General features: G+C 74.2%; 21 protein-coding genes. 13 read left to right on the forward strand and 8 right to left on the reverse strand.

Annotation, left to right across the window (positions count from 1 at the left end; all coding sequences use genetic code 11):
• Nucleotides 1-49 precede the first annotated feature (49 nt).
• The 9 genes from ribD (at nucleotide 50) to ACH4B3_RS09835 (ending at nucleotide 8228) form a co-directional block, all read left to right on the forward strand.
• A complete protein-coding gene (gene ribD / locus ACH4B3_RS09795) occupies nucleotides 50-1174 on the forward strand; it encodes a bifunctional diaminohydroxyphosphoribosylaminopyrimidine deaminase/5-amino-6-(5-phosphoribosylamino)uracil reductase RibD (RefSeq protein ID WP_398462215.1) in 1125 nt (374 codons plus the stop codon).
• 1 nt (nucleotide 1175) lies between these two features.
• A complete protein-coding gene (locus tag ACH4B3_RS09800; protein WP_398462216.1) occupies nucleotides 1176-1799 on the forward strand; it encodes a riboflavin synthase in 624 nt (207 codons plus the stop codon).
• 100 nt (nucleotides 1800-1899) lie between these two features.
• A complete protein-coding gene (locus ACH4B3_RS09805; RefSeq protein ID WP_398462217.1) occupies nucleotides 1900-3219 on the forward strand; it encodes a bifunctional 3,4-dihydroxy-2-butanone-4-phosphate synthase/GTP cyclohydrolase II in 1320 nt (439 codons plus the stop codon).
• A 114-nt stretch (nucleotides 3220-3333) separates the two neighbouring features.
• Complete coding sequence (gene ribH / locus ACH4B3_RS09810) at nucleotides 3334-3819, forward strand: 6,7-dimethyl-8-ribityllumazine synthase (RefSeq protein ID WP_398462218.1); 486 nt, start codon at nucleotides 3334-3336, stop codon at nucleotides 3817-3819.
• A 33-nt stretch (nucleotides 3820-3852) separates the two neighbouring features.
• Nucleotides 3853-4125, forward strand: a complete 273-nt coding sequence (locus ACH4B3_RS09815) for a phosphoribosyl-ATP diphosphatase (RefSeq protein WP_398462219.1) — start codon at nucleotides 3853-3855, stop codon at nucleotides 4123-4125.
• Nucleotides 4126-4223: 98 nt separating this feature from the next.
• Nucleotides 4224-5072 carry an ATP phosphoribosyltransferase gene (gene hisG, locus ACH4B3_RS09820; RefSeq protein ID WP_398462220.1) on the forward strand — a complete coding sequence of 283 codons (849 nt, stop codon included), beginning with the start codon at nucleotides 4224-4226 and terminating at the stop codon, nucleotides 5070-5072.
• Between the two features lie 38 nt (nucleotides 5073-5110).
• On the forward strand, nucleotides 5111-5563 hold the full coding sequence (locus tag ACH4B3_RS09825) for a PH domain-containing protein (RefSeq protein ID WP_398462221.1): 453 nt from the start codon (nucleotides 5111-5113) through the stop codon (nucleotides 5561-5563).
• Between the two features lie 143 nt (nucleotides 5564-5706).
• Nucleotides 5707-7053 carry a hemolysin family protein gene (locus ACH4B3_RS09830; protein WP_398462222.1) on the forward strand — a complete coding sequence of 449 codons (1347 nt, stop codon included), beginning with the start codon at nucleotides 5707-5709 and terminating at the stop codon, nucleotides 7051-7053.
• On the forward strand, nucleotides 7050-8228 hold the full coding sequence (locus ACH4B3_RS09835) for a hemolysin family protein (protein WP_398462223.1): 1179 nt from the start codon (nucleotides 7050-7052) through the stop codon (nucleotides 8226-8228). Before ACH4B3_RS09830 ends, ACH4B3_RS09835 begins: the two co-directional genes overlap by 4 nt.
• A gap of 102 nt (nucleotides 8229-8330) precedes the next feature.
• Here the strand turns inward: ACH4B3_RS09835 and ACH4B3_RS09840 are convergent, their stop codons facing one another.
• Nucleotides 8331-10226 carry an AAA family ATPase gene (locus ACH4B3_RS09840; RefSeq protein WP_398462224.1) on the reverse strand — a complete coding sequence of 632 codons (1896 nt, stop codon included), beginning with the start codon at nucleotides 10224-10226 and terminating at the stop codon, nucleotides 8331-8333.
• 468 nt (nucleotides 10227-10694) lie between these two features.
• Nucleotides 10695-11276 carry a uridine kinase gene (locus ACH4B3_RS09845; RefSeq protein WP_398462225.1) on the reverse strand — a complete coding sequence of 194 codons (582 nt, stop codon included), beginning with the start codon at nucleotides 11274-11276 and terminating at the stop codon, nucleotides 10695-10697.
• Nucleotides 11277-11473: 197 nt separating this feature from the next.
• Between ACH4B3_RS09845 and ACH4B3_RS09850 the strand changes: the two genes are divergently transcribed.
• Nucleotides 11474-12850, forward strand: a complete 1377-nt coding sequence (locus ACH4B3_RS09850; RefSeq protein ID WP_398462226.1) for a peptidase C39 family protein — start codon at nucleotides 11474-11476, stop codon at nucleotides 12848-12850.
• Between the two features lie 773 nt (nucleotides 12851-13623).
• Nucleotides 13624-15783, forward strand: a complete 2160-nt coding sequence (locus ACH4B3_RS09855; protein ID WP_398462227.1) for a putative bifunctional diguanylate cyclase/phosphodiesterase — start codon at nucleotides 13624-13626, stop codon at nucleotides 15781-15783.
• An 84-nt stretch (nucleotides 15784-15867) separates the two neighbouring features.
• Here ACH4B3_RS09855 and ACH4B3_RS09860 read toward each other — a convergent pair whose 3' ends face one another.
• The gene (locus ACH4B3_RS09860; RefSeq protein ID WP_398462228.1) at nucleotides 15868-16275 is read right to left on the reverse strand and encodes a DUF779 domain-containing protein; all 408 of its coding nucleotides are present in this window, start codon (nucleotides 16273-16275) and stop codon (nucleotides 15868-15870) included.
• 265 nt (nucleotides 16276-16540) lie between these two features.
• The gene (locus ACH4B3_RS09865; protein WP_398462344.1) at nucleotides 16541-17800 is read right to left on the reverse strand and encodes a hypothetical protein; all 1260 of its coding nucleotides are present in this window, start codon (nucleotides 17798-17800) and stop codon (nucleotides 16541-16543) included.
• Between the two features lie 426 nt (nucleotides 17801-18226).
• On the opposite strand from ACH4B3_RS09865, the gene ACH4B3_RS09870 reads away from it, so the two are divergent.
• A complete protein-coding gene (locus tag ACH4B3_RS09870; protein ID WP_398462229.1) occupies nucleotides 18227-19297 on the forward strand; it encodes a chitinase in 1071 nt (356 codons plus the stop codon).
• An 82-nt stretch (nucleotides 19298-19379) separates the two neighbouring features.
• On the opposite strand, the gene ACH4B3_RS09875 is transcribed toward ACH4B3_RS09870, so the two are convergent.
• Both ACH4B3_RS09875 and snpA read right to left on the reverse strand, forming a co-directional pair.
• Nucleotides 19380-20159: a DUF72 domain-containing protein gene (locus ACH4B3_RS09875; RefSeq protein ID WP_398462230.1), complete on the reverse strand. Its 780-nt coding sequence runs from the start codon at nucleotides 20157-20159 to the stop codon at nucleotides 19380-19382.
• A 533-nt stretch (nucleotides 20160-20692) separates the two neighbouring features.
• A complete protein-coding gene (gene snpA, locus ACH4B3_RS09880; RefSeq protein WP_398462231.1) occupies nucleotides 20693-21322 on the reverse strand; it encodes a snapalysin in 630 nt (209 codons plus the stop codon).
• A 996-nt stretch (nucleotides 21323-22318) separates the two neighbouring features.
• Here snpA and ACH4B3_RS09885 point away from each other — a divergent pair.
• Nucleotides 22319-24382: a SpoIIE family protein phosphatase gene (locus ACH4B3_RS09885; RefSeq protein WP_398462232.1), complete on the forward strand. Its 2064-nt coding sequence runs from the start codon at nucleotides 22319-22321 to the stop codon at nucleotides 24380-24382.
• Nucleotides 24383-24566: 184 nt separating this feature from the next.
• On the opposite strand, the gene ACH4B3_RS09890 is transcribed toward ACH4B3_RS09885, so the two are convergent.
• Together ACH4B3_RS09890 and ACH4B3_RS09895 are read right to left on the reverse strand one after the other, a co-directional pair.
• On the reverse strand, nucleotides 24567-24896 hold the full coding sequence (locus tag ACH4B3_RS09890) for a DUF3140 domain-containing protein (RefSeq protein ID WP_398462233.1): 330 nt from the start codon (nucleotides 24894-24896) through the stop codon (nucleotides 24567-24569).
• The gene (locus ACH4B3_RS09895; protein ID WP_398462234.1) at nucleotides 24893-25120 is read right to left on the reverse strand and encodes a DUF2945 domain-containing protein; all 228 of its coding nucleotides are present in this window, start codon (nucleotides 25118-25120) and stop codon (nucleotides 24893-24895) included. Before ACH4B3_RS09895 ends, ACH4B3_RS09890 begins: the two co-directional genes overlap by 4 nt.
• Between the last annotated feature and the right edge of the window lie 133 nt (nucleotides 25121-25253).

A 25253-nucleotide genomic window follows, 5' to 3' on the forward strand; every position in this document is an offset into this window, starting at 1 on the left:
TCGTGTCCGACAGCCCCGGAGTCCGTGCCCGAAGAGGCAGGAGGACCCGGTGGCCACCGCAGCCGAAACGCGCGCGATGCGCCGTGCCATCGAGCTGGCCGCCCGCGGCCTCGGCCACACCAGCCCCAACCCGGTCGTCGGCTGCGTCGTCCTCGACGCGCGCGGCGAGGCGGCCGGCGAGGGCTGGCACCGGCGCGCGGGCGGCCCGCACGCCGAGGTGGAGGCGCTCCGCGCGGCCGGCGAACGGGCCCGCGGGGGCACCGCCGTCGTCACCCTCGAACCCTGTGACCACACCGGACGCACCGGCCCCTGCTCGCAGGCGCTGATCGCGGCCGGTGTGACCCGGGTGGTCTACGCCGTCGCCGACCCGACGCCCGTCGCCACCGGCGGCGCCGGCACCCTGCTGGCCGCCGGGGTCGAGGTGGAGGGCGGGGTGCTCGCCGACGAGGCGGCCGCCGGCAACGAGGCGTGGCTGACCTCGGTACTGCGCCACCGCCCCTTCGTGCTCTGGAAGTACGCCGCGACCCTGGACGGGCGCAGCGCCGCGGCCGACGGCACCAGCCGCTGGATCACCTCCCCCGAGTCCCGCGCCGACGTGCACCGGCTGCGCGCCGAGGCCGACGCGGTACTGGTCGGCTCGGGCACCGCGCGCGCCGACGACCCGCAGCTGTCGGCCAGGACCGGTGACCCCGGGGTGGCCCAGCCCCTCCGGGTGGTGCTGGACTCCGGCGGCACCGCGGTGCACCCGGGCGCCCGGGTGCTGGACGACACCGCGCCGACCCTGATCGCGGTCGCCCGGGACACCGACACCAGCCACCTGGCGGGCACCCCGGCGGGGATCCTGCGGCTGCCCCGCGCCGCCGACGGCCGCGGCCTGGACCTGGCCGCCCTCCTGGGCGCGCTCCACGAACGCGGCGTACGGTCCCTGCTGCTGGAGGGCGGCCCCGCGCTCGCCGGCGCCTTCCTGGCCGCCGGCGCCGTCGACAAGGTCGTGGGCTACCTCGCTCCGGTGCTCCTCGGCGACGGCCCCGCCGCGCTCACCGGCGCCGGAATCAGCACCATCACCCAGGCGTTGCGCCTGGACGTGACCGACACCGTCCGGCTCGGCCCGGACCTGCGTGTCACCGCCGTACCCGCCGTACCCGCCGTACCGACCGACTCCGAGGAGAACTGACGTGTTCACGGGCATCGTTGAAGAACTGGGTGAAGTCGTCGCCGTCGAGGAGCTCGCGGACGCTTCCCGCTTCCGGCTCCGCGGCCCCCTCGTCACCCAGGGCGCCGGCCACGGTGACTCCATCGCCGTCAACGGCGTCTGCCTGACCGTCGTGGACACCGCCGACGGCGAGTTCACCGCCGATGTGATGGCCGAGACGCTCAAGCGCTCCAGCCTGGGCGCGCTGGTCCCGGGCTCCCGGGTCAACCTGGAGCGCCCGATGGAGCTGGGCGGGCGGCTCGGCGGCCACCTCGTCCAGGGCCATGTGGACGGCACCGGCGCCATCCTCGACCGGACCCCGGCCGAGCACTGGGAGATCGTCAAGATCTCGCTGCCGCCCGCCCTCGCGCGGTACGTGGTGGAGAAGGGCTCGATCACCGTCGACGGCATCAGCCTGACGGTCGTCGAGGCGACCGACGAGTACTTCACCGTCAGCCTCATCCCGACCACCCTCGCGCTCACCACCCTCGGCACCAAGCAGGCCGGAGACCCGGTCAACCTGGAGGTCGACGTCATCGCCAAGTACGTGGAACGGCTCATGGGCCAGGGCGCGTACGGCACCGAGAAGAAGGATCCGGTCGAGTGAGCGGCGGGCCGCGACGGGGCGCCGGGCACCGGCCCGCGCGCCCCCGCGCCGGAAAGGGCGCTGCCGAGCGCCACTCGCACGTCAACGAAGGAGGCCGGGCATGACCGTCCTGCCGCATGTACGGAACTGGACCGACGACCTGGTCCTCGACCCCGTGGAGCGCGCGATCGCGGAGATCGCCGCCGGCCGGCCCGTGGTGGTCGTGGACGACGAGGACCGGGAGAACGAGGGCGACCTGATCGTCGCCGCCGAGAAGGTGACCCCCGAGATCGTCGCCTTCATGATGAGCGAGTGCCGCGGCCTGGTCTGCGCCACCCTCGAGGGCACCGACCTCGACCGGCTGGAGCTGCCCCAGATGGTGCGGCAGAACACCGAGAGCATGCGCACCGCGTTCACCGTCTCGGTCGACGCCACCGCCGCGCACGGGGTGAGCACCGGCATCTCCGCCGCGGACCGCGCCACCACCCTGCGGCTGCTCGCCGACCCGGCGAGCGTGCCCGGCGACTTCGCCCGGCCCGGCCACATCTTCCCGCTGCGCGCCCGGCCCGGCGGGGTCCTGGTCCGCAACGGGCACACCGAGGCCGGAGTGGACCTCGCCCGGCTCGCCGGGCTGCGCCCGGCGGCCGCGATCGTGGAGATCGCGGGCGAGGACGGGGTCATGCTGCGCCTGCCGGAGCTGGTGGCGTTCGCCCGCAGGCACGGGCTGGCCATCATCTCCATCGAGGACCTGATCGCCTACCGCCGGTCCTCCGAGCCCACCGTGCGCCGCGAGGCCGAGACCCGGCTGCCCACCGCCGCCGGCGAGTTCCGCGCGTACGGCTACCGCTCCACCACCGACGGGGTCGAGCACGTCGCGCTGGTCGCGGGCGACCTCGGGGACGGCGAGGACGTACTGGTCCGGGTCCACTCCGAGTGCCTGACCGGAGACATCTTCGGATCCCTGCGCTGCGACTGCGGACCGCAGTTGAACACCGCACTGGAGCGGATCGCCGCCGAGGGCCGGGGCGTGGTGCTCTACCTCCGTGGCCACGAGGGCCGCGGCATCGGGCTGCTGTCCAAGCTGCGCGCCTACGAGCTGCAGGAACTCGGCCGGGACACCCTCGACGCCAACCTGGAACTCGGCCTGCCCGCGGACGCCCGGGACTACGCGGCGGGCGCCCAGATGCTCGCCGACCTCGGGGTGCGCTCGATGCGGCTGATGACCAACAACCCGGAGAAGACCTCCGCCATGGTCCGGTACGGGCTGCGGGTCACCGGCCGGGAGCCGATGCCGGTCCAGGCCGGTGAGCACAACCTGCGCTACCTGCGGACCAAGCGGGACCGGATGGGGCACGACCTGCCCTGGCTGGACGGCGGACGCGCCGAGCGCGCCGGGCACGGCGAGCACGACGTCCCGGTGTCCGCGGCCCGCCGGCCCTGACGGCCCGGACCGCCGGCCGCACCGGCAAACACCAGCACACCCAGCACCACCGGCAAACACCAGCACATCCAGCACCACCGGCAACACCGGCACCAACCAGTACTGAGGAGAGACATGAGCGGTAAGGGCGCCCCCGAGCTGACCGTGCGGAACTGCGGCGACCTGCGCGTGGCCGTGATCGCCGCGCAGTGGCACACCGAGGTGATGGACGGACTGATGGCCGGTGCGCTGCGCGCGCTCGGCGAACTCGGCATCGACGAGCCCACCGTGCTGCGCGTCCCGGGCAGCTTCGAGCTGCCGGTGGTGGCCAAGGTGCTGGCCGACCGCGGCTACGACGCGGTGGTCGCCCTCGGCGTCGTCATCCGCGGCGGCACCCCGCACTTCGAATACGTCTGCCAGGGCGTCACCCAGGGCCTGACCCAGGTCAGCATCGACACCGGGGTCCCCATCGGCTTCGGCGTACTGACCTGCGACACCGAGGAGCAGGCCCTGGACCGGGCCGGGCTGCCCGGCTCCAACGAGGACAAGGGCCACGAGGCGGTCACCGCCGCGGTCGCCACCGCCGCCACGCTGCGCACGGTCTCGGAGCCCTGGCGCTGAGCGCGTCCGGGACCGAAGTAGGCTAGGACCACCATGGCCAACAAGACATTCGAGGAGCTCTTCACCGAGCTCCAGCAGAAGGCCGCCACCGGCGACCCCAGCACCTCCCGCACCGCCGAGCTGGTGGGCAAGGGCGTGCACGCGATCGGCAAGAAGGTCGTCGAAGAGGCGGCGGAGGTGTGGATGGCCGCCGAACACGAGGGCGCCGACCGCACCGCCGAGGAGATCTCCCAGCTGCTGTACCACCTTCAGGTGATGATGGTCGCCCGGGGCATCTCCCTGGACGACGTATACGCTCATCTCTGATCCCGGCAGCTCCACCGCCCGCCCCCGCGGGCCCGGTTGCCCGCCGGACCCGACCACGCACCACCCCGACACCCCGACGTACGAAGGAAGACGCCTCCATGCTGCGCATCGCCGTCCCCAACAAGGGTTCACTGTCCGAGCCTGCGTCGGCGATGCTCCATGAGGCCGGCTACCGGCAGCGCAAGGACCGCAGGGAACTCGTCCTGGTCGACTCCGGCAACGAGGTCGAGTTCTTCTTCCTCCGCCCGCGCGACATCGCCGTGTACGTCGGCTCCGGGCGCCTGGACATCGGCATCACCGGCCGCGACCTGCTGCTCGACTCCGGCTCCCAGGCCGAGGAGATCATGCAGCTGGGCTTCGCCGGCTCCACCTTCCGCTACGCCACCCGGCCCGGCACCGCCAAGGGCGTGCAGGACTTCGGCGGCATGACGGTGGCCACCTCGTTCTCCGGCCTGGTCTCCAAGCACCTCGCCGACAACGGCGTGGACGCCTCCGTGGTCCGGCTCGACGGGGCCGTGGAGACGGCCATCCAGCTCGGCGTCGCCGAGATCATCGCGGACGTGGTGGAGACCGGCACCACCCTGCGCAACGCCGGCCTGGAGATCATCGGCGAGCCGATCCTGGAGTCCGAGGCGGTCGTGATCCGGCGCACCGGCGCCCCGGCGGACGACCCGAAGGTCCAGCAGTTCCTCCGCCGCATGCAGGGCGTCCTGGTCGCCCGCCGCTACGTGATGATGGACTACGACATCCGGGTCGAGCAGGTCGAGCGCGCGGTCGCGCTCACCCCCGGTCTGGAGTCCCCGACCGTCTCCCCGCTGCACCACGAGGGCTGGGTCGCGGTCCGGTCCATGGTGCCCGCCAAGGAAGCCCAGCGGATCATGGACGAGCTGTACGAGCTGGGTGCCCGAGCGATCCTCACCACCGGCATCCACGCCTGCCGACTGTGACCTCCACCACCCCAGCCGCCGACGAAAGACCCGACGCCGTGCCCGAGCGCACCCCGCTGCCCGATCTCCCGGTCACCTTCCGGCCCACCCGCACCCGGGCCGTCCTGCTGACCATCGGTGTCCTGCTCTTCGTCGTGCTCGCGGCGGTCGCCATGATGCTCGAACGGCTCAGCCCCGGGGAGCGGATCAGCTTCGTCGTCACCGGAGGGCTGTTCCTCGGTGCCCTGGTGGTGCTGAGCCGGCCCCGGATCACCGCCGACCGGGAGGGGGTGACGGTCGTCAACCTGACCACCACCCGCCGCCTCGCCTGGGCGGAGGTGCTCCGGGTCAACCTCCGGGCCGGCGACCCGTGGGTCTACCTCGACCTCGCCGACGGCACCAGTTACCCGGCCATGGGCATCCAGCCCGGCATCGCCAAGGAGCAGGCCGTCCGCGACGCGAAGACGCTGCGCGCCCTCGCCGAGGAATACGGCACGTCTTCGCGCGGCTGATCGTCGTGATTACTCTGTTGGGCGGGGTGCCCACCGCGCCCCGCCCGGCACCGGGTTCCCTGCGACCAAGAGGAGTGACTCCCTCCAGCGATGGACGGATCGTCCTGTAGTACCTGCGCCGCCCCTCGTTCCCGGGCGGCGGCATGAGTCCCACGCTCTCCCTTCTGCTGCTTCTGACGGCACTCGTCCTCATCCTCGCCAACGGATTCTTCGTGGCCGCCGAGTTCGGCCTGGTCACCGTGGAGCGGGCGGACGCCGAACGGGCCGCCGCGGCCGGCGACCGCCGGGCCCGGACCGTCACCCGCGCGCTGCGCGAGCTGTCCTTCCAGCTGTCCGGCACCCAACTCGGCATCACCATCACCTCCCTGGTGATCGGCATGCTCGCCGAGCCCGCGCTCGGCTCGCTGCTGACCGCGCCGCTGACCGCCACCGGCCTGCCGGGCCAGGCGGTGCCCGGGGTGGCCGTGGTGATCGGCATGCTGCTGGCCGCCGCGGCCCAGATGGTCCTCGGCGAACTCGTCCCCAAGAACTGGGCGGTCTCCCGGCCGATGCAGGTGGCCCGCTTCGTGGCCGGCCCGCAGTACGCCTTCGCCCGTTTCTTCCGGCCGATGATCGCCGCCCTGAACGCCGTCGCCAACCGGCTGGTCCGCGCACTGGGCGTGGAACCCACCGAGGAACTGGCCTCCGCCCGCACCCCCGGCGAACTCGTCTCGCTCGCCCGCCACTCGGCCCAGGCCGGGGCCATCGAGCAGGACACCGCGGACCTGTTCGTCCGGACCCTCTCGCTCGGCGACCTGACCGCCCAGCACGTGATGACCCCGCGGGTGCGGGTCAGCGCCCTGCAGTCCACCGCCACCGCCGCCGACGTGCTCAACCTGACCCGGGCCACCGGACTGTCCCGGTTCCCCGTCTACCGCGAGCGGCTCGACGAGGTCATCGGCATGGTCCACCTCAAGGACGCCCTGGCGGTGCCCGCGCCGATGCGGCTGCGCACCCCCGCCGGGCGGATCGCCCGGCCGCCGCTGCTGGTCCCCGAGACCCTGCCGGTCCAGCCGCTGCTGGAGCGGCTGCGCAGCGAGCAGCCGATAGCGGTGGTCGTCGACGAGTACGGCGGCACCGCCGGGGTCGTCACCCTAGAGGACATCGTCGAGGAACTGGTCGGCGAGGTGCGCGACGAGCACGACGACGAGTCCGCCGACAGCCCCGACCTGACCCAGCTCCCGACCGAGGACGGCCGCGTCATCTGGGAGGCGGACGGCAGCTGCCGGGTGGACACCCTGCGGCACATCGGCCTGGAGGCCCCCGACGGTCCCTACGAGACCCTCGCCGGCCTCGTCGCCGACCTGCTGGCCCGCATCCCGGCCCCCGGCGACACCGCCGAACTGCCCGGCTGGAAGCTGGCCGTCCGGCAGGTCGGCCACCATCGCGCGGAGCGGGTGCGGATCGTCCGCACCGCCGCCGCCCCGGCCCCGGTGGGAGCGGACCGATGACCGCAGTCCAACTGCTCTTCGCACTCCTGCTGGTACTGGCCAACGGGTTCTTCGTGGGCGCCGAGTTCGCCCTGGTCTCGGTGCGGCGCAGCCAGATCGAGCAGTACGCCGGGACCTCCGCCCGTGCCCGTACGGTGCTGGTGGGGCTGGAGAACCTGCCCCAGATGATGGCCGCCGCCCAGTTCGGCATCACCATCTGCTCGCTGACCCTGGGGGCGGTGGCCGAACCCACCGTCGCCCGGCTCCTGGAACCGGGCTTCCACGCCGTCCACCTGCCCGGCCCGCTGGTGCACCCGCTCGGCTACGCCATCGCGCTGGCCGCCGTGGTCTGCCTGCACCTGGTCATCGGCGAGATGGTGCCCAAGAACCTCGCCATGGCCGCGCCGGAGCGGACCGCCCTGTGGCTGGCACCCGCCCTGGTCGCCTTCGCCCGGCTGTGCCGCCCCGTCACGGCCGGACTCGGCGCCTGCTCCCGGCTGGTGCTCCGGGTGTTCCGGGTCGACCCCAAGGACGAGGTGGAGGCGGTCTTCACCAGCGAACAGCTCACCCACCTGGTGGCGGACTCCCACCAGGCCGGACTGCTGGAGCCGGGGGAGCACGCACGCCTGGCGGACGCCCTGGAACTGGGCAGCCGTCCGGTCACCGATGTGCTGCTGGACTCCGCGGGCCTGGTCACCGTCGACCCGTCGGTCACCCCCCGGCGGATCGAGGAGCTGACCGTCACCACCGGGTACTCCCGCTTCCCGGTGCGCGGCCCCGGCGGCGCCTTCATGGGGTACCTGCACGTCAAGGACGTGCTGGACCTGGAGGACCCGGACCGGGCGGTGCCGCAGCACGTGTGGCGGCCGATCGGCACCCTGCGCGCCGAACTCCCGCTGGACGACGCGCTGACCGTGATGCGCCGCGCGGCCTCCCACCTGGCCGCGGTCGCCGACGCCTCCGGCCGGGTGCTCGGGCTGGTGGCGCTGGAGGACGTGCTGGAGAAGCTGGTCGGCGAGGTGCGCGACCCCGCACACCGGGTGCCGCCGCGCCGGGACGCGGAGAAACCCGCCACCGGCACCGCCACTGCCACCGCCACCGGGGCGACCGGGGCCCCGGCCGCGGCCGCCCCGGCGGCCGGCGAGCCGTCCGCGGCACCACCCGCCCCGTCGGGGGACCGGGAGATGGTCGGCTGAGCGGGAGCCGGTGGAGCCGGCCGGGCCCCTGGGCCCGCCCGCTCCGCCGGCCGTACCGGGCCGCGCGGGGCGGTGGTGCGGCCCGGCCCGGGCGGCCCCCGGTCAGCCGTCGGACAGGCCCTGGCCCAGCGGCGGGTCCAGCGGCCCGCGCCCGGAGAGCACCTCGCCGTACGCCTGCATCAGGTCCGCCAGCCGCAGCGTGGCCAGGTCGTCCCGGGTCGGGATACCGGTCCAGCCGGACAGCCGCAGATCGCGGTAGGCGCAGCTCTTCTCGTACAGGGTGCGCAGGAAGCGGCCGTTCCCCAGCTCGTCGATCCAGCCCTGCTCGACCACGTGGCCGCTGATACTGCGCAGTTCCTCGACCGCCTCGTCGTCCCACCGGTCGCCGTTCTCGGCGGCCAGCACCTCGCCGATCCGGGTGAGTTCCAGGGGACGGTAGCTGGGGAAGTCCACCCGGGTGGTGAACCGGGAGCCCAGACCGGGGTTGGCGGCGAGCAGCCGGTCCATGCCCTCCGGATAGCCGGCCAGGATCACCACCAGCCGGTCCCGGTTGTCCTCGGCGCGCTTGAGCAGCACCTGGAGCGCCTCGTCGCCGTAGGCGTCGCCCTTGGTGTAGCCGGAGTTGGACAGGCTGTACGCCTCGTCGACGAAGAGCACCCCGCCGAGCGCGGAGTCGATCAGCTCGTTGGCCTTCACCGCCGTCTGGCCGAGGTACTCGCCGACCAGGTCCGCCCGGCCGGCCTCCACCAGATGGTCACCGGTGAGCAGCCCGAGCGCGTAGAAGACGCGGCCCAGGATGCGGGCGACGGTGGTCTTGCCGGTGCCGGAGGGGCCGGAGAAGACGAAGTGCCGCTTCGGGGGCTGTACCGGAAGTCCCTCACCGGCGCGCAGCCGGGCCATGTTGAGCTGGGCGGACAGCGCCCGCACCTGGCGTTTGACCGGCTCCAGGCCGACCATGCGCTCCAGTTCCCGCAGGGCGCTCGCCAGCAGCACGGGATCGGACGGGCCGGGCCGGGGCGGACCGCCGCGCTTCTCCCGCGGGCTGTCGGCGGCCCCGGTGCCGAGCGGCGCGGTGGGCTCCGGCCCGCCGGGGTAGCGGGCCTCGCGGCCGTCGGCGGGGTCCGCCGCCGGGGGCTCGGGTTCCGTCACCGGGACGCCGCTCTCCCGGTTCTCCGGCAGGTCCTGGCCGACCCCGGCCAGCGAGGACACGGCGGCCAGGTCCGCGGGCTCGTCCAGGCCGTCCTCGGATATCGCGGCCAGCCGGGCCGCGGTGTCCATGAACGCGGCGTCGATCCGGTGCACGGCCCGGTACAGCGGCAGCGCGGCGGCCGACCGCCCGGTCCCCTCGTGGGCGCGGGCCAGCCAGTACCGCAGCTCCTTGCGCTGCGGCTGCTCGCTGCGGCAGCGCATCAGGGCCGCCGAGAGCAGCGGCTCGGCCTGGTTGTACATCTCCAGCCGCACCCGGGCCATGCCGCCGAACAGCCCGGCCTCGATGCCCAGCAGCGGATCGTCCAGCAGCGGTTCGGTGTGCCGCACCAACTGCTCCCAGTCCTTGACCAGATAGGAGCGGCAGGCGTGCAGGAAGCGGGCCTGCGGGTCGGCCTCGACCGGCGGGCAGCCCGCGAGGGCCCGGTCGAGTTCCGGCACGTGCCGCCCGTCGAGCCAGTGCGAGGCGTGCGCGAGCAGCAGGTCGCGGCCGCTCTCCAGCACCGGTTGCACCCACCAGCCCAGCCAGTACCAGGAGTTGAGCGGTCGCCGGTGACGGGTGCGCTGTTCGCCGAACCGGTCCCGGTGGCGGTACATGCGCAGCAGCGCGGTCGCGGTGTCGGCCCGCAGCGCGTGCAGCCCGAGCCAGGCGTCGGCCATGCCGGGATCGTGCCGTACCGCGGTGCGGAACTCGTCCTCGGCCTGCGCGTAGGCGCCCATCGTGTAGGCGTCGACCCCCCGCAGCCATGCGAGATCGGCGGGGGCATGTGAGCCCTGCGTGCCGAAGTCCATCACGTCCCCCACAAACCGTGCCCCCGTGGTGTGCCGCCGGGCGAGTGCCGGGCCGCCGTACTGCCTGAACCGCCGTGCTGTGGCCGGGGATCGGCCAGTGCCGGTACGCCCGCCGTCTCCGGTGACCGTCCCGATGCGCATCGTACCTGCGCAGGCGGCATGGGCCGAGGGTGCCGTACGGGGTTGGGTCCGGCCGACGGGCGGCCGGTGCCGCGCCGGCGATGACTCTGGGTGAGGGATGATCGGGACAAAGCTCGGGAATCGGCTGCCCAGGAAGAAACGAAGCCCCCGGTCACGGGGGAACGACCGGGGGCTTCGGGCTGTCGGGCGACTCCGGCGAGCCGCACATTGAGAACGTAAGACCTGTATGGGGCCTAGGTCAAGCCGAGTTGGGACACTCGTGGCGCGTCGGACACCTCACCGGTGCCGCCGCGCCGGGCGGGTCACGCTGGGTGACGCCCGTAGACCTCACTCGCCGGCGGCCGGTCCCGGCAGCATCTCGTACCCCGTGGGACCCTGTCGTACCAGCCAGTCGGCGTACGGGCGGGAGGGGTCGGCCGCGAAGTGCGCCCGCTCGGCCGGCCGCCAGACGTCCCAGAACGCGGACTGGGCGGGCCCGTCGCGGAGTTGCCCGCGCCCCCAGGACGTCCTGTCCGGCACGTCCATCCAGAGCAGCGCGGCCAGCCGGGGGCGGACCGCCCGCCGCCCGCTGCCCACCCCCTCGACGAGGACGACCGGGGCGGGCGGCACCTGCCGCGGGTCGGTGAAGCGGCCCGCCACCCAGTCGTAGGCGGCGAACCGCGCGGTGGTCCCCCGGGCCAGCGGATCCAGCACCCGCTCGGTGAGCCGTCCGGACCACCCGAAGAGCTCCTGGTGGCTCGCGAGGTCGTCGGTGTGCACCACGGGCGCGTCCCCGAGCGCCGCGGCCAGCAGCGAGGCGAAGGTCGACTTGCCCGAGCCGGCGTGCCCGTCGACGGCGACCAGGCGCACCGGGCCGCAGGACGGGGGGAGGGCCGTGAGCCGGCGGGCGAGCGCGTGCAGCGTTTCCATCGTCTCCATCCTGCTCGGCGCCGGGCGGTGCCGGTGGCGCGGGGCCTCCCGGCCCCGGTGCGGCATCAGTGGTCCACACCAATATTGCCCCGCGCCACGGTGGGGAATCACTGGCCTGAAACCACTCGCAGCGTCCATAGTTGTGCAACTGTCGCGCACCTTGCCCCACTGGACCACGACTGGGGGGAGCCCCCGAGATGACCGGAACCGGAACCGGCCCCACGCCCCGCCGTACCGTGCTCGCCGCCGCCGTCGGTGCGGCGGCCGGCCTCGCCGCGACCACCACCCCGGCCCGCGCCGTGCCGGGCCCCCCGCAGGCCCGGGCCGCGGCCGGCCCGGTGGAGTACCGCGCCTGGACCCGCTACGCCGACTGGCGCGGCGGCACCGCCGACGGCACCCGGGCCGTCACCGGCTCGCGCCCCGGCCTGGTCATCGCCCGGCCGGCCGGCACCACCGACTACACCGACCCGCACACCGGGACCACCGCGCGCTGGGAGTACGCGACGTGGACCTCCCCGGTCCACCGCGCGGCCACCCCGGCCGGCGAGGTCATCGTCTCCTGGAACGCCCGCACCCCGGTCGGCACCTGGCTGCAGGCCGAGCTCCAGGGCAGCTACACCGACGGCACCGCGACCCCCTGGTACGTGATGGGCCGCTGGGCCGCCGACGACGGCCCCGCCTCGATCAAGCGGACCTCGCTGGACGGCCAGCGCGACGGCAGGAGCTCGGTGTGGACCGACACCCTCGCCATCGACGACACCACCGGCGGCCTGCGCCTGGCCGCCTACCGGCTCCGGCTGACCCTCTACCGGCGGCCGGGCAGCTCGCTGACGCCCAAGGTGTGGCGGCTGGGGGTCATGGGGTCCGACGTCCCGGACCGCTTCGAGGTGCCCGCGTCGGTGCCCGGCACCGCCGCCGGCCGCGAGCTGGTGGTGCCGAGCTACTCGCAGAACATCCACGTGGGCCAGTACCCCGAGTACGACAACGGCGGGGAGGCGTGGTGCAGCCCCACCTCCTCGCAGATGATCATCGAGTACTGGGGCCGCCGGCCGACGGCGGAGGACCTGGGCTGGGTCGACCCGGCCTTCGCCGACCCCCAGGTCTGCCACGCGGCCCGCTTCACCTACGACCACCAGTACGAGGGCTGCGGCAACTGGCCCTTCAACGCCGCCTACGCCGCCACCTACCGGGACCTGCAGTCCGTGGTCACCCGGCTGAACTCGCTGACCGAGGCCGAACGGCTGATCGCCGCCGGCATCCCGCTGATCACCTCGCAGTCCTTCCTGGCGAGCGAACTCGACGGAGCCGGCTACGGCACGGCCGGCCACCTCATGACGGTGATCGGCTTCACTCCGGGCGGCGACGTGGTCGCCAACGATCCGGCGAGCGACAGCAACGAGGCGGTCCGGCGGGTCTACAAGCGGCGTCAGTTCGAGAACATCTGGCTTCGGACAAAGCGGTACAACGCGAGCGGCAAGGTCGTCTCCGGGACGGGCGGAGTTTGCTATCTGTATTTCCCGGCGCGACCGACTCTCACCCAGAAGCGGGCGCTGGCCTCCGTCGGCATCACCTGACGGGGCAGCGGAAACGCGGTACGTAACGTAATCGCGGGTTGCCGTTTCGTAACCCGTGGCCGATTGCGGGCCGTTGTTTTCCGTTTGCTTCTTCCATTCGAACGGGCGATCAGTAATCTCGCCTCATCACCGGCGTTCGCACCGCCGGAGCGAGCGCAACCGATGAGCTGGAGACACTGACTGATGGAGCGTCCCTCCAGGGCCCCCCACGGCACCGCGACCCAGGTGCCGAGTGTGTCCCGACCGTACGACCACGTCCTCGGTGCATCGCCCGGCTCCGGGGACGGCCGGGCCCCGGCCCGGGGCGCCGGACCGGCGGAGGGCCGGCCCGGCGCGCGGCCGAGCTGCCCCGGTACTCGCGGTCGCGCGCAGGTCGAGCCGCTCCCCGATCGGGACCAACCGGTTGCCGTGCCGCTCCCCGCCGTGCTCCACTTCCTCGGGGACGCGGACGGCCCGCGGCAGGCGGTGGCTCCGCCGCGGGGCGCACGGGTGCCGGGCGGCCCGCCCGCGCCGACCCGCGCTCCGGTCGACGTCGGCCTCCGGAAGGCGGGGGAGCGCGAGGAGGTACGGGACGTGTACCGGCGGACGGTACCGCCGTCGCCACCGCGGCCATGCCGCGGCGCGGCGCGGCTCCGCCACAGCGGCGCACGGTCCGCCGGGGGCCCGGCGGCCCCGGCGCCCCGGCGCCCGGGGATTCGCCACGGCGCCGACGGCGACCCGGTGGGCCACATCGGTTTCGCGGGCATCGGTTTCGCGGGCACAGGACGGAAGATATGAGTTCGGCCACAGACGGCGCGGAGAGAACACCCGAGTGCTTCGAGACGCGGCCCGATCGGTTCGCGGCCCTGTGGGCCGAAGCGATCCACCCCGCCACGGCGACCGGGATGACCCTCCCGGAGTTCGAGCGTTTCCTGATACCCCTGGCGCAGCGCCTCGGTGAGGCGCTGCGCGCCCCGGTCTTCGACACCCAGTCGGCCTACGAGGTCGGCGCGGCGCTGGTGGACGCGCATTGCACCGAACCGGAGGCGCTGCCGCACATCCTCGGCACGATCGAGGCGAACCTGGTGCGGTACTTCCCCCCGGACACGTCCATGCCGCAGGAGGAGAGCCGCGCCCGGTGCAGCCGGCTGCAGCACGCCCTGGCCGCCGGGTTCGTCCGCGAGCTGCGGGAGCGCACCCGCAGCGAGCAGGAGGCCATCTCCCGCGCGGCGCTGGAGGCCCGGACCGAGGCCGAGGTGGCGCTGCACGCCAGCGAGGCGAAGTTCCAGGCGGTCTTCGAGGGCGCGGTGATCGGCGTCGGCATCGCCGACCTGGACGGCCGGGTGCTCGTCGTCAACGACGCGGTGGCCCGCATGTTCGGCGGCCGGGAGTACTTCCAGACCAGCCGCAACGTGCTCGACTGGGTGCACCCGGACGACGCCCCGGGCATCCTCGACCTCTACCACGAGCTGGTCACCGGCAAGCGGGACTTCTACCGGATCCAGAAGCCCCACCCGCGTCCCGACGGCGGTGTGCTGTGGACCAACCTGACCGTCTCGCTGCTGCGTGACTCCACCGGCCGGCCGCAGTACCAGCTCACCCTGATGGAGGACATCACCGAGCAGCGGCTGCTGGAGGAGCGGCTGCGCTACGAGGCCACCCACGACGCGCTGACCGGACTCCCCAACCGCACGCTGTTCTCCGAGCGCCTGGAGCAGGCCCTCGCGGCGGGCGCCGGGACCGAGCGGTTCGGCGTGTGCTACCTGGACCTGGACGGCTTCAAGGCGGTCAACGACAGCCTCGGCCACGCCGTCGGCGACCAGCTGCTGGTCTCCGTCGCCGAGCGGCTGCGGGCGTGCGTGACCTCCCCCGGCGAACTGGTCGCCCGGGCCGGCGGCGACGAGTTCGTCGCCCTGGTGGCCGGGCCGACCGCCCACACCGACGTCGCCGCGCTGGCCGACCGGATGCTCGCCGCGCTCGCCGAGCCGGTCCGCGTCGACGGCCGCGAGCTGCTGGTCCGGGTCAGCATCGGGGTGGTCGACGGGCTGGCCGGGGAGATGGGCCCGGCCGAGGTGCTGCGCAGCGCCGACATCACCATGTACCGGGCGAAGGCCGCGGGCGGCAACCAGTACGTGCGCGCCGACGCGGACTCCGACGCCCGGGTCATCGCCCGGCACAGCCTCACCAACCGGCTGCCGCTCGCCCTGGAGAACGGGGAGTTCTTCATCGAGTACCAGCCGCTGGTGCGGCTCGCCGACGGCAGCGTGCGCGGCGCGGAGGCGCTGGTCCGCTGGCTGCACCCGGTGCACGGGGTGCTCGGCCCCGACCAGTTCATCCCGCTCGCCGAGAAGACCGGGCTGATCGTCCCGCTCGGCCGCTGGGTGCTCCAGGAGGCCGCCCGGCAGGCCTACACCTGGCGCAACGAGACGGCCGACCCCCGACTGCGGGTCAACGTCAACCTGTCGCCGTGCCAGCTCCAGCACAAGAGCCTGGTCGCGGACACGGTGGCGGTCCTGGAAGAGGCCGGACTGTGCCCCAGCGCCCTGTGCCTGGAGGTCACCGAGACCGACCTCATCGGCGCCGACGAGGACGCCCTGCGTCCGCTCCGGCAGCTCGCCGACCTCGGCGTGGACATCGCCCTCGACGACTTCGGCACCGGCTACTCGAACCTGTCCTACCTGCGCAGACTGCCGGTGAGCACGCTCAAGCTGGACCGCTCCTTCACCCGCGGCATGCAGCGCGCTCCGGCCGACCCGGTCGATGTGAAGATCGTCGAGGGCATCGTGTCGCTCGCCCACACCCTGGACCTCGCGGTCACCGTGGAGGGGGTGGAGACCGGGGTGCAGGCGGAGCACCTGCGGCTGCTCGGCTGCGACACGGCCCAGGGCTGGTACTACGCCCGGCCCGGCCCGCCCGAGCGGCTGCACACGCTGGCGCTGGCGGACGCCAGCTGACGCCCGCCCCCGGGGCGGCCCGGCCGCGGCCGCCCGGGCTCCGGCCGGACCGGGCGCCGGTGGCCGGCCGGGCCGGGCCGCGGACTACCGGCCGCGGTCGGCGGGACAGGCCGGACCGTCCAGGCGCTGCCGCTCGGCGTCGGTCAGCAGCTGCGAACGGATCAGGAACCGCACCCCTTCGGGCGCTTCCAGGGAGAAGCCGCTGCCCCGGCCCGGCACCACGTCGACCGTGAGCCGGGTGTGCCGCCAGCGCTCGAACTGGGATGCGGACATCCAGAACTCCACCGGCTCCGCCACCCCGTCCACCTCCGGCGCCGCCAGCAGCACATCGGAGGCCCCGGTGCGGAACTCGCCGCGCGGGTAGCACATCGGTGCGCTGCCGTCGCAGCAGCCGCCGGACTGGTGGAACATCAGCGGTCCGTGCCTGTCGGTCAGCCGTCTGACCAGCCGTGCGGCCTCGGGGGTCAGGGAGACGCGGGAGACCTCTGCCATGAGCTGCTCCTTCGCCGGGGCCGGGGCGGACGGACCGACCGGTGGTCGGCGGACCGGCTGCCCGGCCGGGCACCGATGGGGCCGTGCGGGGAGCCGCGGCTCCGCCACCGGATTGTCTTCCCGGGCCGGACCGGACGACACCCGTCGCCCGCGGCGGAGTCCGGCGACCGGAACGAGGAGCGTCCGGCGCCGGAGTGGAGCGTATGTTTCAAGCCACCTTCGCCGGGTCGGCACCCCGTTTTCCGGAGGTCGTCCCGTCTGTTCTTCACAGGTGCAGACCTTTCCCGGGGGTGATCGGCGGCCGGTGCGGGCTTCCGGCGCCGATCGCACCGGCGCCGGCCACGAACGGCCGGGAGCCGGCCGTGACCGCGAGGGAGGCCACCGTCAGGGCGGTGATCGCGACGGCCGGGCCGAAGAACTGGGCGAGGCCGCCCGCGACGGCGGCGCCGATGCCCTGCCAGGTCATCCGGCCGGCCGACTCCACGCCCTGGACCTGGCCGCGGACCGGCCGGGGGGTCAGCGCCAGCAACTGCTCCTGCAGCGGGAGGGTGGCGGCGAATCCGGCGCCGGAGACGAAGACAGCGGCCACCAGCACGGGTACCGGCGGGTGCCAGGCGAACAGCAGGTACGGGGCGGCGAGCAGCAGCCGCAGCGCGAACGCGCAGCGCCGCCGGCGGTCCGGGCCGAGCAGCCGCCCGACGGCCAGGTCCCCCAGGAGCATGCCCGCCGCCGCGGCGGCCAGCAGGGTGCCGGCGTGCTCCGGGGCGTAGGGGATGAACAGCGCCTCGCAGCCGACGACCAGACCGTTGGGCACCCACAGGTTCAGCAGCAGCGCCCGAGCCCCGGGGTCGGAGAAGAGTGCGGCGTTCGTCGTCCAGGTCCGGCGCAGTCCGGGGCGGTGGGCGGAGCGGACCGGACGTTCCCGGACCGTGGCGGCCAGGACGGCCACCGCGAGGCCGGTGAGAACCGCGGCCAGGAGGAAGATCTCGGATGGGCCCAGCCGGCGCAGCAGCAGGGTGGAGGCGGCGTAGCCCAGCACCGCCGCGCCCCCGGAGGTGATGTTCATCAGTGACCGGGCCGGGGCGTAGCCGGCGGCCGGGACCGTCTCGGCGAGCAGTCCCAGCCGGGTGCCGGTGCCCAGGGACTGGAAGAACCCCAGGGCCAGCAGCAGACCGAACCGCGCGGTCAGCGGCAGGCCGGGGATCGCCTGGGCGGCGACGCCCGCCAGCGAGACGCACTGGAGCGTGAGGAGTGTCCGGCGCGGACGGCTCCCGTCGGCGACGGACATCAGGGTCAGCGCTCCGAACACCGTGGCGAAGGTGGCGCCGTACATGCTCACGGCGGTCAGGAACGGGGAGCCGGTCCGGTGCTGGACGAGTGTGCCGAGCGCGCAGCCGGACAGCGTGGAGGCGGCGACGGTCAGCGTGAACCCGGCGTACAGTCCCGCGAACTCGCGGTTGCGGAGCAGGGTGCGGTAGCCGGGGGCGCGGGGCGGCGAGGCCGGGGGAGAGGTGCCGGAAGGTATGGAAGAAGGCGTGGCAGGCGTGGCAGGCGTGGCAGGCGTGGAAGGCGTGGAAGAAGGCATGAAAAAAGCCTCCGGGTGCACGCACGGGCACACCTGAAGGCCGGTCACTTCCATTTTACCAGCCGCTTCGGCGCCGCCGGGAGGTGGCCGCCCGGTGGGTGCCCGTCACCCGGTCGGCCGGGGGTGTGCGGCCGGGTGACCGGGGTGTGCGGCAGGGTGGCGGGAGACTTGGTCCAGACCTATTGACGAGAGGTCTGGACCACCTTACGGTGTGGCGCGTCGCGCCCCCCGTGCCCCCGACTTCCGGCGGCGGTCGACGAGGCGGGCGTCGACTCGGGCCCATAACTGTCATGCTCACGCCCAATCTCGGCCGCCGGCCGGACGCGCCCGCCGCGCGCCGCCGGCGGCGGACGGAAGGAGCACCTGATGATCAGTCGGATGGTACGTCTGCTGGGGGTCGCGCTGGCGACGGCGTTCCTCGTGCAGGCACCGGCCGCGGCGGCGCCTGGCGCCCCGGACGGCACGAGCGCTCCGCGGGACGACACCTGTGCGGTCAAGTCCAGGCCCGCCGGCAAGGTGCTCCAGGGGTACTGGGAGAACTGGGACGGCGCGGCGAACGGCGTGCACCCGCCGTTCGGCTGGGTGCCGATCAACGACAAGCGCATCCGCGACCACGGCTACAACGTCATCAACGCGGCCTTCCCGGTCATCCGCTCGGACGGCACCGTCCTGTGGGAGGACGGGATGGACTCGACGGTGAAGGTGTCGACACCGGCCGAGATGTGCGACGCCAAGGCGAACGGCGCCACCCTCCTGCTGTCCATCGGCGGCGCCGCCGCCGGGATCGACCTCAGCTCCGCCAAGGTGGCCGACCGGTTCGTCGAGACGGTGGTGCCGATCCTGAAGAAGTACAACTTCGACGGCATCGACATCGACATCGAGACCGGCCTCGTCGGCAGCGGGAACATCAACCAGCTGTCCACCTCGCAGGCCAACCTCATCCGCATCATCGACGGCGTACTGGCCCGGATGCCGTCGAACTTCGGTCTCACCATGGCCCCCGAGACGGCCTACGTCACCGGCGGAAGCGTGGTTTACGGTTCGATCTGGGGCGCCTATCTGCCCATCGTCAAGAAGTACGCGGACAACGGCCGCCTGTGGTGGCTCAACATGCAGTACTACAACGGCAGCATGTACGGCTGCTCGGGCGACTCCTACCAGGCCGGAACCGTCGCCGGGTTCACCGCGCAGACCGACTGCCTCGACAGGGGGCTCGTGGTCCAGGGCACCACCATCCGGGTGCCCTACGACAAGCAGGTCCCGGGCCTGCCCGCCCAACCGGGCGCCGGGGGCGGCCATATGTCGCCGGGCCTGGTCTCCCAGGCGTGGAACAGGTACGGCGGCGCCCTCAAGGGCCTGATGACCTGGTCGATCAACTGGGACGGATCGCGGAACTGGACGTTCGGCGACAACGTGCGGTCGCTCCAGGGCCGCTGACCCCGGGCACTCCCGCGCCCGCCCCGGACCGCCCGCCCCGGCGGCCCGGGGCGGACGTGTCCCGCCGCCCGGTACGCCCCGGCTACCGCGCCCCGCCACCCGGCAGCGCGGGGGTGCGGGTCACGGTGTGGCCCAGCGCCGCCGCGGCGCGGGCGAAGGCGACCGCGTCGAGGACGGCCGCGCCGCCCGGGTCGTTGTTGAAGTACACATGAACCTCCGCGTCCGCGGGCCAGGTGTCCCGCACCCGGTCCGCCCACCCGGTGAGTGCCCGGCGGCCGTAGCGGGGCCACGGCCGGGCGCGTCCGGCGTGGCACCGCAGGTACCCGAAGGAGGCCGTGCGCCACAGCGGTCCGACCGGGCGGGACCCCCGGTCGGCCCAGCACAGCGCCGCGCCGTGCCGCTCCAGGACCGCCCGCACCTCGGCGGTCCACCAGGAGTCATGACGGGGCTCGACGGCCACCCGGACGGCGGCGGGGAAGCAGGCCAGGCAGGTGTCGAGCAGACCGGTGTCCGCCCGCAGCGTGGGCGGCAGTTGCAGCAGGACCGGGCCCAGCCGGTCGCCGAGGCCGGCCGCGTGGGCCAGGAGCCGGTGCACGGGTTCGCGGGGCTCGCTCAGCCGTCTCACGTGGGTGAGGTAGCGGCTCGCCTTGACCGCCATGACGAACCCGGCCGGGGTGCGGTCCCGCCACAGGGCGAACTGCTCGGCCGTGGGCAGCCGGTAGAAGGCGGCGTTGCTCTCCACGGTGGCGAAGTGCCGGGCGTACTCCTCCAGCCACAGGCGCTGCGGGCGGTCGGCGGGGTAGAGGACACCGCGCCAGTCCCGGTACTGCCAGCCCGACGTCCCGACGAGAAGAACGGCCATCCCCGATCCCTACCGCAGGCACCGCCGTCGCGGACGGTCCCACGCCGCCGGCGGTACCGGGCCCGGCCCGGTCGGCCGCCACCCGGCACCGGAGCCGGTGCGCGCGGCGAGCCGGTCGGCGCGGTGGGGCCGGCTTTCGTGGTGGGGCGAGGTGCGGGGCCGGCTCGCGCGGCAGTGGTCGGTGTGCGCGGTGGGGGCCGGTGCGCGCCGTGGGACCGGCTCGTGCGGTGGGCGAGGTGCGGGGCGGGAGCACGCGGCGGGACCGGCTCGCGCGCAGGGGGGGCGTGCGGTGGGGCCCGGGTGCGCGGAAGGCGTCCGGCCCGGGCATGAGCCCGGGCCGGACGCCTGCTTCCTGACGCTTCCCCGACGGAGGTCCGTCGCGGGCTCCCGGCGTGCGTGCGGGAAGTCCCGCCGGGGGCCGCCCCGCGGACCTCCCGCCGGGGGTGGCGGGGCCGTACCGGTGGTTCACCCGGCGCCGGTCGCGGTCCCCGTCGCCGGCCCGGGGGCGGACCGGGTCAGCGTGCCGCGAAGCCTCAGCGCCAGAGCGAGTCGACCCGCGTCCGCTCGGCGGAGTTCGGGTAGGCGTTGGTGCAGGACGGGCCGGGGCCGCCACCGGACATCAGCTCGCTGCACGGTCCGGAGTAGTGGTCCGGCAGGCCCAGGACGTGCCCGGTCTCGTGGGCGGTGACCCGCGTCGAGTTGTAGGTCTGGTTCTGCCGGTAGTCCAGGAAGATGTACCCCCGGCCGTGGCCGTCCGTCGAGGCGTACGAGCCGCGCGAGTCGTTGCCCTCGTAGTACCGGAAGTCGGGGTTGGAACCCTCCACCAGCTTGACGTTGGTGACGGAGGAGTTCCAGATCTGGGTGCTGCGGGCTATCTGGGTGCGGAAGGTGGGGGCGCTGGCCGCGCTGTAGACGACGGTGACCGACGCCGCGCCGGGGTTGGCCGCACGCTTCTTCGCCACCGACTCCATCACGGCCTCGTGGAAGGCCTTGGTGGCGGCGGCGTTCTCCTTCGACTTCTCGTACGCCGCGTACGAGGAGGTCGGGGCGCTCGCCGTGGTGGTGCTCTGTGCTGTGGCCGCCTGGGCCGGTACGGCGGCCAGGGTGGCGGCGGCCAGGCCCAGTCCGACGACGGCGGACAGCGCGGATCTACGGATCTCCATGGGGGGCTCCTACTCGTCCGAGAACGGGTTCGGCACCCCGAATCGTCGGTGACGGCAGGCCGGTTGGGGACTATGTCATCCGGCGATAGCCCGATGGCATCACCCCCTGTCCCGTCTCGGCCCGGCGCCCGGGCGGGCCCGGCGGCCCCCCGCCCGGGCGGCGATCCGGACCGGGCGGCCGCCGCGCGTCCCCGGGTTGAGTCCCAGGTCCGACGGTGTCCGGAGCCGTCCTGCCCCCGGCGTCTCCCGCTCGGCCGGAGGAGCCAACCCGGCCTAATGTGACGCCTCACCACTTTTCTGGTTTATTCGCCCGGTGTCGGGTGAGACGGGATGGTGGCGGGGAGCACGGCCCGGGTGGCGAAATCCCCTCTTCGACCACCCGGGCAGGCCCTCGCGGCAGTGCGGACCCGGCCACCGAGACGCCCCGCTCGGTGGTCGGGGCACTGTCCTGTCACGGCGTCACCAAACGCATGTGAACGCCATCGTGACGGAACGTTTGTCCCCGGCGCCGGTGAAGGCCCCCGGCAGAGTGGGCCGTTCGGCACCGAGTCGGGCGCGCGCCGGTGAGCGCCGGGTGCGGCAGCCGGACCCGCGGGTCGCGCCGCGGGCAGGCCGGACCCCTCGCGGTACGCCGAGGCCCCCGCGGACCATGATCAGCGAACGGGCGTTCGCGAAGCTCGCCCGTCGTCCAGGGCGGCGGCGACCCGCTGGGACCGCCGTCCGGACGACGGCGACCCGCTGTGACGCCGCGCCCCGTGGTCCGCCCGGCACCGTCCGCTCCCGGCCCTGCCGAGCCGCGCCCGGCACCGTCCGTTCCCAGGCCGTGCCGAGCCCCACCGGCACCGGGTGGCCGGGCACGCCGCCGGGGCGCGCCGCTCCCGCGGCGGAGGACGCCCGCCCCCCGGACGCACCCCGGTGACGCGGCGGCGCGGCCCCGGTGTCCGCACAATGGGAGCAGGACGCGGCGCCGCGCGCCCCGGCGGGAAGGACCATCCGGTGCCAGCAGACCGGCCCGAAGACGACGAGGTTCGCGGCCCGGTGTGGTCGGAACCGGGAACCCTGCTGGAGCGGGTCCCGGTGGCCGTCTTCGGCATCGACGCCGACGACCGGATCTGCTTCTGGGGCCCCGGCGCGCGCGACCTGTTCGGGCACGACGCGGCGGCCGTGCTGTCCTCGCCCGCCGCGGTGCTCTTCCCCGGCCCGCCGGGGGGCGGGCCGGACCCGGCGGCGGGCCTGGCGCGGCGCGGCCGCCTGGGCTACTGGCGGGGCGGGATGTCGGCGCTGCACCGGGACGGCACGGTCTTCGGGTGCGGGGTCCGGGTCTTCCCGGTGACCGGGGCGGCCGGTTGCCCCGTCGTCCTGGGCCTGGCCAGCCGGGATGCCGAGCTCGACCGGGTCAAGACCAACCTGGCCTTCCTCGACGCGCTCTTCGCCACCTGCCCCATCGGCCTGGTGATGCTCGACGAGGAACTGCGCTACGTCCACCTCAACCGGGCCCTCGCCGAGATGGACGGCCTCTCCGTCGAGGAGCACCTCGGTCGGCGCGCCGACGAGATCATGATCACCGAGGACGGCGGAGCGTACCTGGACATGCTGCGCGCCGTCGCCGCGGAGGAGCGGCCGGTCGTCGGCGCCCTGGTGGGACTCCGCACGCCGGGCCACCCGGACCGCGACCAGGTCCGGTCGGTGAGCTTCTTCCCGCTGACCGGGGCGGTCGGCACCCGTCCGGGGGTGGGCGGTCTGCTGGTGGACGTGACCGACCGGGAGCGGGCCATCGTCGAGGCCACCGCCGCCCGCCGGCGGCTGGCGCTGCTCGACCGGGCCGCGGCCCGGATCGGCACCACGCTGGAGGTCGATGTGACCGCCGGCGAGCTGGTCGACGTCGCGGTCCCCGGCTTCTGCGACGCGTCCGTCGTGGAGACCGTCGAGTGGATGAACGCGGCCGAGGCCTTCGACCCTGCGCTGCCGCTGGTCACCCGCCGCATCGCCGCCGGGACCGTACTGCCCCCGCCGGCGACCGAGCTGGTGAGCGGTCTGCGGAGGGTGACCTACCCGCCGGGTTCGCGGATCCACCGGATGATGGAGACCCGCCGCCCGCTGTGGGTGCCGGTGGACGAGGACTTCGTGGCCTCCACCGTGGTGCACCGGGCCCGAGCCCGGCTGCTGCTCGACAGCGGGGTGACCGCCATCCTCATCGCCCCGCTCGTCGCCCGGGGCACCATTCAGGGGCTGGCCATGTTCGGCCGCTCCGGATCCCGCCCCGGCTTCACCGAGGACGACCTGAGCCTCGCCGGTGAACTCGCCTCCCGCGCGGCCCTGTGCCTGGACAACGCGCGCCTGTACAGCCGGGTGCAGGACATCGCCCTCACCCTCCAGCGCGCGCTGCTGCCCACCGCCCCGGTGACCAGCGCGCACCTCGACGTCGCCCACCGCTACGTCCCGGGCAGCCGCATCTCCGAGGTCGGCGGCGACTGGTACGACGTCATCGACCTCCCCGGGGACCGGGTCGCGCTCGTGGTCGGCGACGTCATGGGGCACGGTGTGCCGGCTGCCGCGGCGATGGGCAGACTCCGCATCACCGCCAAGGCCCTCGCGGGCCACCACCGGGAACCGCACGCACTGCTCGCGGAACTCGACGCCTGCGCAGCCGAGGCCGGCATCGAACTCGCCACCTGCCTCTACCTGCTCTACGACGCCGGGACCGGGCGGGCCCGCGTCGCCAGCGCCGGGCACCCGCCGCCGCTGGTACTCCACCCCGACGGCACGGTGACCGCGATCGACGAGGTGCTGGGCGTGCCGCTCGGGGTCGGCGGCGTGCCGTTCACCACCACCGAGGTCGGCCTCCCGGAGGGCGCCACCCTCGCCCTGTACACCGACGGGCTGATCGAAGCCCGCGGCCGGGACATCGACGAGGGCGGCCGCCGGCTCCGCGCCGAGCTGCGCCGGGCTCCCGGGCCGCTGGAGGAGGCCGCCGACCGGATCCTCGCCCGGCTGCTGCCCGGCCCGCCGGACGACGACACGGTCCTCGTGCTCGCCCGGGTCCGGGGCGGCCGCCGCTGACACGGGGCCGCGGCCGCACCACCGCGCGCCGCACGGTCACGGTGTGCACGAAGCCCCGCCGCTCCGCACGGAAGCCGCCGGGCGCCCCTCCGGCCTCCGGCGCCCCCGGCTTCCGGACGGCCCACGCCCGGACGCCGCCGGCCCGGTAGGGGCCGTAGGGACACAGGCGGGGCCGTAGGGCCGGTCAGGCCGGGTCGTGGCCCCAGTTCATCAGCGAGTACCGCCACCGGGTGTCCGTGACGTCGCCCTGCGGCCGCTGGGCGAGGTGCCGGTGCACATAGCCGACGACCTTGCGCATGTGCGCGACGTCGTCGTCGGTGAGGTCGTCCCGCTTCGTCCGCAGCAGCTCCACGATCCTCCGTCCCGAGGCGTGGCCCACGCTCTCGCCCCCGCCGGAGGACTGGCCGGTGTTCCGGGACTCCTCGGTGTCCAGCCACTTCTCCAGGTCGCCCGCCGTCATGGTGACCGCCCGGTGGAACTCGGCGATGGTCTCCTCGCGGTCCGTGCCGGTCACGAACGCTTCTTCTTCCTGCCGAGTGCCTGCGGCTTGTGGACCGCGGTCCGGCCGGACTTGTCGCTCTCCACCTCGTACTGGGGCTCGTCCGGCGAGGCGTCGACGGTACGGCCGGCCGCCTCGGTGCGCTTGGTGATCTTCTTCTTGACCTTGCCGGGCACCGTCTGCCCGTGGCTGCGCCAGGTGACCTCGTCGCCCTTGCGCGGCTCGTCGCCCTTCGCCATGGTCGTGTCCTCCCGCGCCGGTCCGGCCGGCCCGGGACCGGGCCGGCGGTGCCACCAGCTTCGGCCCTGGCCCCGGTGGACGCATCCCGGCCACCCGGCGCCCGGTGCGACAGCGGGTCCGCGGCCCGCCCGC

The organism is Streptomyces sp. NPDC018031, assembly GCF_044327625.1.
Classification (GTDB): Bacteria; Actinomycetota; Actinomycetes; order Streptomycetales; family Streptomycetaceae; genus Streptomyces.

Coding starts and splice junctions, on each gene's coding strand:
- ACH4B3_RS09805 (WP_398462217.1), top strand. CDS start 1,900: ATGACCGTCCTGCCGCATGTACGGAACTGGACCGACGACCTGGTCCTC.
- ribH (WP_398462218.1), top strand. CDS start 3,334: ATGAGCGGTAAGGGCGCCCCCGAGCTGACCGTGCGGAACTGCGGCGAC.
- ACH4B3_RS09815 (WP_398462219.1), top strand. CDS start 3,853: ATGGCCAACAAGACATTCGAGGAGCTCTTCACCGAGCTCCAGCAGAAG.
- hisG (WP_398462220.1), top strand. CDS start 4,224: ATGCTGCGCATCGCCGTCCCCAACAAGGGTTCACTGTCCGAGCCTGCG.
- ACH4B3_RS09830 (WP_398462222.1), top strand. CDS start 5,707: ATGAGTCCCACGCTCTCCCTTCTGCTGCTTCTGACGGCACTCGTCCTC.
- ACH4B3_RS09835 (WP_398462223.1), top strand. CDS start 7,050: ATGACCGCAGTCCAACTGCTCTTCGCACTCCTGCTGGTACTGGCCAAC.
- ACH4B3_RS09840 (WP_398462224.1), bottom strand. CDS start 10,226: ATGGACTTCGGCACGCAGGGCTCACATGCCCCCGCCGATCTCGCATGG.
- ACH4B3_RS09845 (WP_398462225.1), bottom strand. CDS start 11,276: ATGGAAACGCTGCACGCGCTCGCCCGCCGGCTCACGGCCCTCCCCCCG.
- ACH4B3_RS09850 (WP_398462226.1), top strand. CDS start 11,474: ATGACCGGAACCGGAACCGGCCCCACGCCCCGCCGTACCGTGCTCGCC.
- ACH4B3_RS09855 (WP_398462227.1), top strand. CDS start 13,624: ATGAGTTCGGCCACAGACGGCGCGGAGAGAACACCCGAGTGCTTCGAG.
- ACH4B3_RS09860 (WP_398462228.1), bottom strand. CDS start 16,275: ATGGCAGAGGTCTCCCGCGTCTCCCTGACCCCCGAGGCCGCACGGCTG.
- ACH4B3_RS09870 (WP_398462229.1), top strand. CDS start 18,227: ATGATCAGTCGGATGGTACGTCTGCTGGGGGTCGCGCTGGCGACGGCG.
- ACH4B3_RS09875 (WP_398462230.1), bottom strand. CDS start 20,159: ATGGCCGTTCTTCTCGTCGGGACGTCGGGCTGGCAGTACCGGGACTGG.
- snpA (WP_398462231.1), bottom strand. CDS start 21,322: ATGGAGATCCGTAGATCCGCGCTGTCCGCCGTCGTCGGACTGGGCCTG.
- ACH4B3_RS09895 (WP_398462234.1), bottom strand. CDS start 25,120: ATGGCGAAGGGCGACGAGCCGCGCAAGGGCGACGAGGTCACCTGGCGC.